The organism is Bacillus sp. BML-BC051, from assembly GCF_019656175.1.
GTDB classification, from domain to species: Bacteria; Bacillota; Bacilli; order Bacillales; family Bacillaceae_G; genus Bacillus_A; species Bacillus_A mobilis.
Genome location: NZ_BPLI01000080.1, coordinates 39651 through 45751 on the forward strand (window position 1 = coordinate 39651; position 6101 = coordinate 45751).

9 protein-coding genes are annotated in these 6101 nt (G+C 35.0%); 7 read left to right on the plus strand and 2 right to left on the minus strand.

What is annotated here, in order from left to right; all coding sequences use genetic code 11:
* Window positions 1–31 precede the first annotated feature (31 nt).
* Together K5S59_RS26960 and K5S59_RS26965 are read left to right on the plus strand one after the other, a co-directional pair.
* On the plus strand, window positions 32–1000 hold the full coding sequence (locus K5S59_RS26960; RefSeq protein WP_120449350.1) for a DMT family transporter: 969 nt from the start codon (window positions 32–34) through the stop codon (window positions 998–1000).
* 21 nt (window positions 1001–1021) lie between these two features.
* Window positions 1022–1162 (plus strand): YrzO family protein, encoded by a 141-nt coding sequence (locus K5S59_RS26965; protein ID WP_000894069.1) that lies wholly within the window; start codon window positions 1022–1024, stop codon window positions 1160–1162.
* A gap of 60 nt (window positions 1163–1222) precedes the next feature.
* Here the strand turns inward: K5S59_RS26965 and K5S59_RS26970 are convergent, their stop codons facing one another.
* A complete protein-coding gene (locus K5S59_RS26970; RefSeq protein ID WP_001060007.1) occupies window positions 1223–1318 on the minus strand; it encodes a DUF3948 family protein in 96 nt (31 codons plus the stop codon).
* A gap of 336 nt (window positions 1319–1654) precedes the next feature.
* Between K5S59_RS26970 and K5S59_RS26975 the strand changes: the two genes are divergently transcribed.
* Window positions 1655–2260 carry a lysophospholipid acyltransferase family protein gene (locus K5S59_RS26975; protein ID WP_000277789.1) on the plus strand — a complete coding sequence of 202 codons (606 nt, stop codon included), beginning with the start codon at window positions 1655–1657 and terminating at the stop codon, window positions 2258–2260.
* A gap of 223 nt (window positions 2261–2483) precedes the next feature.
* Here the strand turns inward: K5S59_RS26975 and K5S59_RS26980 are convergent, their stop codons facing one another.
* Window positions 2484–2579, minus strand: a complete 96-nt coding sequence (locus K5S59_RS26980) for a DUF3948 family protein (protein ID WP_001060010.1) — start codon at window positions 2577–2579, stop codon at window positions 2484–2486.
* 306 nt (window positions 2580–2885) lie between these two features.
* On the opposite strand from K5S59_RS26980, the gene K5S59_RS26985 reads away from it, so the two are divergent.
* The 4 genes from K5S59_RS26985 (at window position 2886) to K5S59_RS27000 (ending at window position 5789) form a co-directional block, all read left to right on the plus strand.
* Window positions 2886–3863: a LacI family DNA-binding transcriptional regulator gene (locus K5S59_RS26985; RefSeq protein WP_001273892.1), complete on the plus strand. Its 978-nt coding sequence runs from the start codon at window positions 2886–2888 to the stop codon at window positions 3861–3863.
* Window positions 3864–4010: 147 nt separating this feature from the next.
* Window positions 4011–4340, plus strand: coding sequence for a PH domain-containing protein (locus tag K5S59_RS26990; RefSeq protein ID WP_001004237.1), 330 nt, complete (start codon window positions 4011–4013; stop codon window positions 4338–4340).
* 117 nt (window positions 4341–4457) lie between these two features.
* The gene (locus K5S59_RS26995) at window positions 4458–5294 is read left to right on the plus strand and encodes a YitT family protein (protein WP_000248055.1); all 837 of its coding nucleotides are present in this window, start codon (window positions 4458–4460) and stop codon (window positions 5292–5294) included.
* Window positions 5295–5432: 138 nt separating this feature from the next.
* Window positions 5433–5789, plus strand: a complete 357-nt coding sequence (locus tag K5S59_RS27000; protein ID WP_098872067.1) for a YxeA family protein — start codon at window positions 5433–5435, stop codon at window positions 5787–5789.
* Window positions 5790–6101: the final 312 nt, after the last annotated feature.

Below are 6101 nucleotides of genomic sequence, written 5' to 3' on the forward strand. Positions count from 1 at the left end.
TGTGCAAATAGAAAGAAGCGGGGGAATTGTATTGAGAAAAGGTCAAATGATAATAGGGGCTTTAGCATGTTTAATTGCAAGTATGTCATGGGGAGCGATGTTTCCAGTTGCTGATCATGCGCTAGAATACATAGATCCATTTTATTTTTCGCTTATTCGCTATGGAGCGGTGGCAATCGTACTGATTGTATTGTTGTTAATGAAAGAAGGAAAGCAGGCATTTCGTTTAGAGGGAAGAGGAAAGTTACTCGTCTTTTTCGGGACGATGGCGTTTACTGTATATAATGTACTTATATTTTTAGGTCAAATGTTAATGGGAAAATCAGGCGTGATGGTAGCGTCTATTATGGAAGCACTGATGCCGATGATTTCTATTTGTATTCTATGGGGATATAAGCATGTAAAACCGAAAAAGTATATGATAACGAGCATGATGGTCGCTTTTATAGGAGCTCTATTTGTTATTACAAAAGGTGATATGAGTTTCTTTTTAACATTGAAAGATAACATGTTTTCACTAGCATGTATATTTATTGGGGTTGTAGGTTGGGTTATTTATACGATGGGTGGTCAAACGTGTAGCGATTGGTCAACATTACGTTATTCTACGTTGACGTGTGTATTCGGTACGACTGTCACAGGGATTATAACTGTAATCATTACATTGCTTGGATATGTACCGATTCCGAGCATGGGAACGATTTCTATCGTGAAATATGATTTATTGTTTATGATGACATTACCGGGAATCGTAGCATTACTCGCTTGGAATTACGGTGTGAAAATTTTATCATCTATTAATGGGATTTTATTTATTAACTTTGTGCCTATTACGACTTTAATTATTATGATGATGCAAGGATATCAAATAACAATGTTTGATATTGTAGGAACTTTACTTGTTATTGCAGCACTTATTCGCAATAACGTTTGTCAGAGAAAAGAAGAAAATATAAATAAGAAGATTTTACAAGAAGAGCAATTACGCCAAGCTGTTTAATAGGCAATTGGAGGATTTCACATGTTAGAAAGTTTATTGTTTTTCTTTGCCGTCGGAGTTGCTTGTGAGCTTGCAGCAATTAATCGAAATGGTCGTAAGAAGATAAAACAACAAGCTGAAATGATACAGCTTTTAAAAGAGTTAAAAGAAAGAAACATTTAAAAAGACGACCGGGCATAGACGGTCGTCTTTTTCTATATAAAGGGGAAAGGGGACACAAAGTTATACAAGCGTAGCAGCGTAAATAAAAGCAGTAAGAAGAAGAGAGCCGCTAGCTAATCCTAAAAAATCTAATTTGTTAAAAGTGATATTGTTCATAAAGAATTCTCCTTACTTGTTTAATGTAGAAGCAACAGCTTTAGCATCGATTAGAGCGGAAAATACCATGCCCACTGTATTTAAAAAATTGTTCGTTTTCATCTTGTTCATCATATTGATCCGCTCCTTTTCGAATAGTTGTTGTTTCTTTCTGACTTAATTGTATGTAATATCGTAAGAAGTAACTATCGAATTAGCTTACAAGAAAATTACACTTTTGTAAGAATTGAAATTTAACAATTAATACTCATTTTTATTACCAACTCCTAAAACTTAGTGTTATAATCGTTGTAAGAAAATGATTATAATTCGGATGTTCAGAAAGGAACGAAACAAATGTATAAACCAATTACATTTTTGTTGAAATATATATTTAAAACAGCTGGAAAAGTAGAAGTGCAAGGGAGAGAAAAGTTACCAGAAGGCGGCCCATATGTTGTTGCGTGTACACATACAAGTTTTATGGATGTATTAATGTTAGCTACAGGGATGTACCCGACCCAAATTCATTACATGGCAAAAAAAGAATTATTTGAAGGGAAATTCAAAAACTGGTTCTTTAAAAATGTGAATGCATTTCCTGTAGATCGTGCGAATCCAGGACCGAGTACACTCAAAATTCCGTCACGCCTATTAAAAGAAGGGAAAGTAGTAGGGATTTTTCCGAGTGGGACACGATCAACAGAAGATGTTTCATTAAAAGCTGGGGCTGTTACGATTGCGCTACGTTCTAATGTCCCGTTAGTACCGGCAGCTTATGTTGGTCCATCAAGTGTAAAAGAATTAATAAAAGGGAAAAAGGCACAATTGATTTTTGGAGACCCAATTCAAATTGATGCTGAAGAACAAATAGATCGAAAAACAGCGATGAAAATGATGACAGATCAATTAAATGAGAAATTTGAGGAGCTAAAGGAAACTTTGCAATCAAATCAAAAATAAGAAAAGACGACCGGGCATAGACGGTCGTCTTTTCTATTACTATTTATAATAAAGTGAAACTTTAATCAGTGGGGGTTTTGTTCGTCCCCACTGATTATTAGTTGAACCAATCGGGCTTTTACAGGCAGTTGATCTCCCGCCTAACTTCCTCGCATTCGCCGAATTCTGAGGTGGGAGTCTTACTGCCCGTTAAAGCGGGGTAAAGGGGAAAGGGGACACAAAGTTATACAAGCGTAGCGGCGTAAATAAAAGCAGTAAGAAGAACTGATCCGCTAGCTAGTCCTAAAAAATCTAATTTGTTAAATGTGATATTGTTCATAATGAATTCTCCTTACTTGTTTAATGTAGAAGCAACAGCTTTAGCATCGATTAGAGTAGAAAATACCATGCCCATTGTATTTAAAAAATTGTTTGATTTCATTTTGTTCATCATATGAATCCGCTCCTTTTCGAATAGTTGTTGCCTTGTTTCTGACTTAATTGTATGAAATATCGTAAGAAGTAACTATCGAATTAGCTTACAGGAGAATTACACTTTTGTAAGAAAAACGAATGAAGGTGTAATGATGAGAAGATTTGACATATGTGCATGGAATTCATTAATTTTAAAAGTAGAGGTGAGTGTATGGCTAATATTAAAGATATTGCAAAGATGGCGGGAGTTTCAGTTACGACTGTTTCGAGAGTATTGAATGATCATCCGTATGTAAGTGAAGAGAAAAGGAAAGCGGTTATAGAGATAGTTGAGAAGTTGAATTACTCGCAAAACGCAAATGCTGTTCATTTATCAAAAGGGAAGACGAATATTGTTGGTGTGATTTTACCGTATATTAATCATCCGTGTTTTGATGCGATGGTAGGCGGGATGATGGAGGTGGCGTTAGCTCATAATTATAGAGTGCTACTTTGCCAAACGAATTATAATAAAAAAGAAGAAATGAAAAGTTTACATATGTTAAAAACAAAACAATTGGATGGTCTTATTATTTGTTCTCGTGCAAATGATTGGGAAACGATAGAACCGTATGCTTCCTATGGGGCAATTGTTGCTTGTGAAGATAATGATATTTCGAATATCTCAAGTGTATATACGAATCATTCGGCCGCTTTTCAATTAGGAATGGATTATTTAATTGAGAAAGGTTATAAAAAAATTGGTTATTGCACAGGAAGAAAATTAGGACCGAGTAGTCAAAAGCGTTTTGATGTTTATAAACAGCAATTGCAATCTATAGATGAAGAAGTGAATGAAGGATGGATTTTCACAGAATGTTTTACATTAGAAGATGGTGTGAGAGTGGCTCATAAATTAAAGGGGATGCAGCATCTTCCTGAAGCGTTAATAGTAGCAGGAGATGAAGTTGCGATTGGGGTGATGACAGAAGCTGAAAAATTAGGTATTCAAGTTCCTAAAGATTTAGCGATTATTGGCTTTGATAATCAACCTATTTCGCAAGTGTTACAACTTACAACCATCGATCAAAATTTAAAGGAAATAGGTAAAAAGGCCTTTGAAATGTTTTACAGGCAAATAAGTGATGAAAGTTCTAAACAAGAAAAGGTGGAAATTCCATACGAACTTGTGGAACGCTCTACTGTTTAGTTTTAATCCGTTATGTGTAAATTGCATAACGGATTATTTTTTTGAAATATCTTTGACAGGAAACGCGTTTCATACTTTATAAAGGAGTTAAACCGGTCTGTAATAATCCATGGATTCTTTTCAAAAATAGTATTTGGAGGAATATGCATGAATGAACTTTTATCGAGTATGAAAAAGTATATAGAAGATGATGAAAAGATTTTGGCCTTTGTAGTAGGGATATTTGAGGAGGATAATTTTACGTTATCGTATCAGCATGGGATTTTTGCGGCTACTACTAGACGTCTTCTCTTTTATGGGAAATTTCCATACTATTCTGCAACATTTAAAGATTATTCATATTTGCATATAGATAGCATAGTTTGTCGTCCGCATTTCGAATGTACTTGTAATCATGAAACCATTCGAGCTAAGTATATTCAGAAGGGGAATGTGGAGCGATTTGTCCGTACAGTTAGAGCGAATATGAATAATTAATCACCCCTTTGTTTAAACATAATATCTCGATCTTTAAGAGGGGGAATGTGCAATAAAAACAACTTCTAAACCTCTAGGAGATAGTGATACAATGTCAAATGGGGGGAGGTATGAACTATGGTTAATCAACGTATAAAAGAAATAACACTAATTACAATTGGTTCATTATTGTTCGCAATTGGTATTAATTACTTTGCAATTCCAAACCGTTTATCAGAGGGTGGAATTATTGGTGTAACGGTTGTTACGTACTATTTATTTGATTGGTCGCCGGGGATTGTGAACTTTGCTATAAATGCAATTTTACTAGCTATCGGTTATAAATTTTTTGATAAGAAAACGATGGTTTATACAATTTTAGGGATTGTAGAAACATCCTTGTTTTTATATGTTACGGAACATATTGAGTATCATGTAAATAGTGATACGTTATTAGCGGCTCTATTCGCTGGTTTATTTGTCGGTGTCGGGTTAGGCTGTATGTTCAAAGCTGGAGGTACATCAGGAGGATCGGCTATCTTAGCACAATTAGCAAATCAATATTTAGGGTGGAGCGTTGGTAAAGGCGTACTTATTATTGATATCGTTGTAATTGCTGGTTCTGTATTTATAATAGGACAAGAAAAAGCAATGTACACACTTGTTGCAGTATTCATTGGAGCAAAAGTGATTGATTTCATTGTAGAAGGAATGGATACAAAAACGGCTGTTACAATCATTTCAAATCAACCAGACTTAATACGTGAAACTATTACGAAAAACATGACACGCGGTGTCACTGTATTAGAAGGACGCGGCGGATATACTGGTAAAAATAAAGAAGTATTATATATTGTTATTAATAAACAAGAGCTTGTTAAGTTAAAGCAAGTTATCGGCCGAGTAGATGAAGATGCTTTCGTTGTTATTCATGATGTACGTGATGTACTTGGCGGTGGCTTTAAAGCGAGCTAAAAGGTGAACGAGTAAATTCGTTCACCTTTTTTAATTCTTACAAAAATGTAAGTGTAATGTAATGAGATTCAATAGTAGATTTTATTCCTTCTTTTTAAAATGGATGTATATATATCCTGCTGAGGAGGAATGTTTATTATGAAGAAAAAAATGATCACTACTATAATAGCGATGGTAGTGATAGTAATAATGTTACTGCCTACGAAATTTGGACCGGTTATCGATAAATATAATCCGCTTTATAAGACGAAAGAATACTATACGGTTGTGAATACAATTGGTCAGCCTATTGGTGATGAATGGTATGAATATGAATTTATTGCGTTTGACGAACGTGGAAGAGAACAAAAAATAAAGAAGACTGTTAAGCATATGTTAAAGAGAGATGAAGCATTAAAGGTGTATGCAAAAGGGCGCTACGGCGAGGCGATTGAAGAAATTGAAGCTGTAAATATTCCTATTAATGCGAAGAGTAAACTTTTAGCGATGAGATAGCGAATTATACCCCCACCTATTTTTTGTCGAAAATAAAAATACGAGGTAGGGGTATTTTAGGATGTATAAGAAGGCCTTAGTCCATATGGACTAAGGCCTTCTTCATTATATAAAGGGGAAGGGGGTACATTGTAGTAGCATGAGTGAAAGGTATAAGAAGAGTAGCTACTAGCAATGTAATTTGGTTATGTGAGTGTTCTTCTTATTTGGCTTACTTTCTAATTTTATCCCGCTTTAATGGGCAGTAAGACCCCCCACCTCAAAATTCAGCGAAAGCAAAGAAGTTAGGTGGGGGATCAACTGCCCATAAAA

Bases quoted from the DNA above. Each gene is read 5' to 3' on its own strand.
- K5S59_RS26980 (WP_001060010.1), bottom strand. From the start codon at position 2,579: ATGAACAATATCACATTTAACAAATTAGATTTTTTAGGACTAGCTAGC.
- K5S59_RS26975 (WP_000277789.1), top strand. From the start codon at position 1,655: ATGTATAAACCAATTACATTTTTGTTGAAATATATATTTAAAACAGCT.
- K5S59_RS26985 (WP_001273892.1), top strand. From the start codon at position 2,886: ATGGCTAATATTAAAGATATTGCAAAGATGGCGGGAGTTTCAGTTACG.
- K5S59_RS26970 (WP_001060007.1), bottom strand. From the start codon at position 1,318: ATGAACAATATCACTTTTAACAAATTAGATTTTTTAGGATTAGCTAGC.
- K5S59_RS26995 (WP_000248055.1), top strand. From the start codon at position 4,458: ATGGTTAATCAACGTATAAAAGAAATAACACTAATTACAATTGGTTCA.
- K5S59_RS26965 (WP_000894069.1), top strand. From the start codon at position 1,022: ATGTTAGAAAGTTTATTGTTTTTCTTTGCCGTCGGAGTTGCTTGTGAG.
- K5S59_RS26990 (WP_001004237.1), top strand. From the start codon at position 4,011: ATGAATGAACTTTTATCGAGTATGAAAAAGTATATAGAAGATGATGAA.
- K5S59_RS27000 (WP_098872067.1), top strand. From the start codon at position 5,433: ATGAAGAAAAAAATGATCACTACTATAATAGCGATGGTAGTGATAGTA.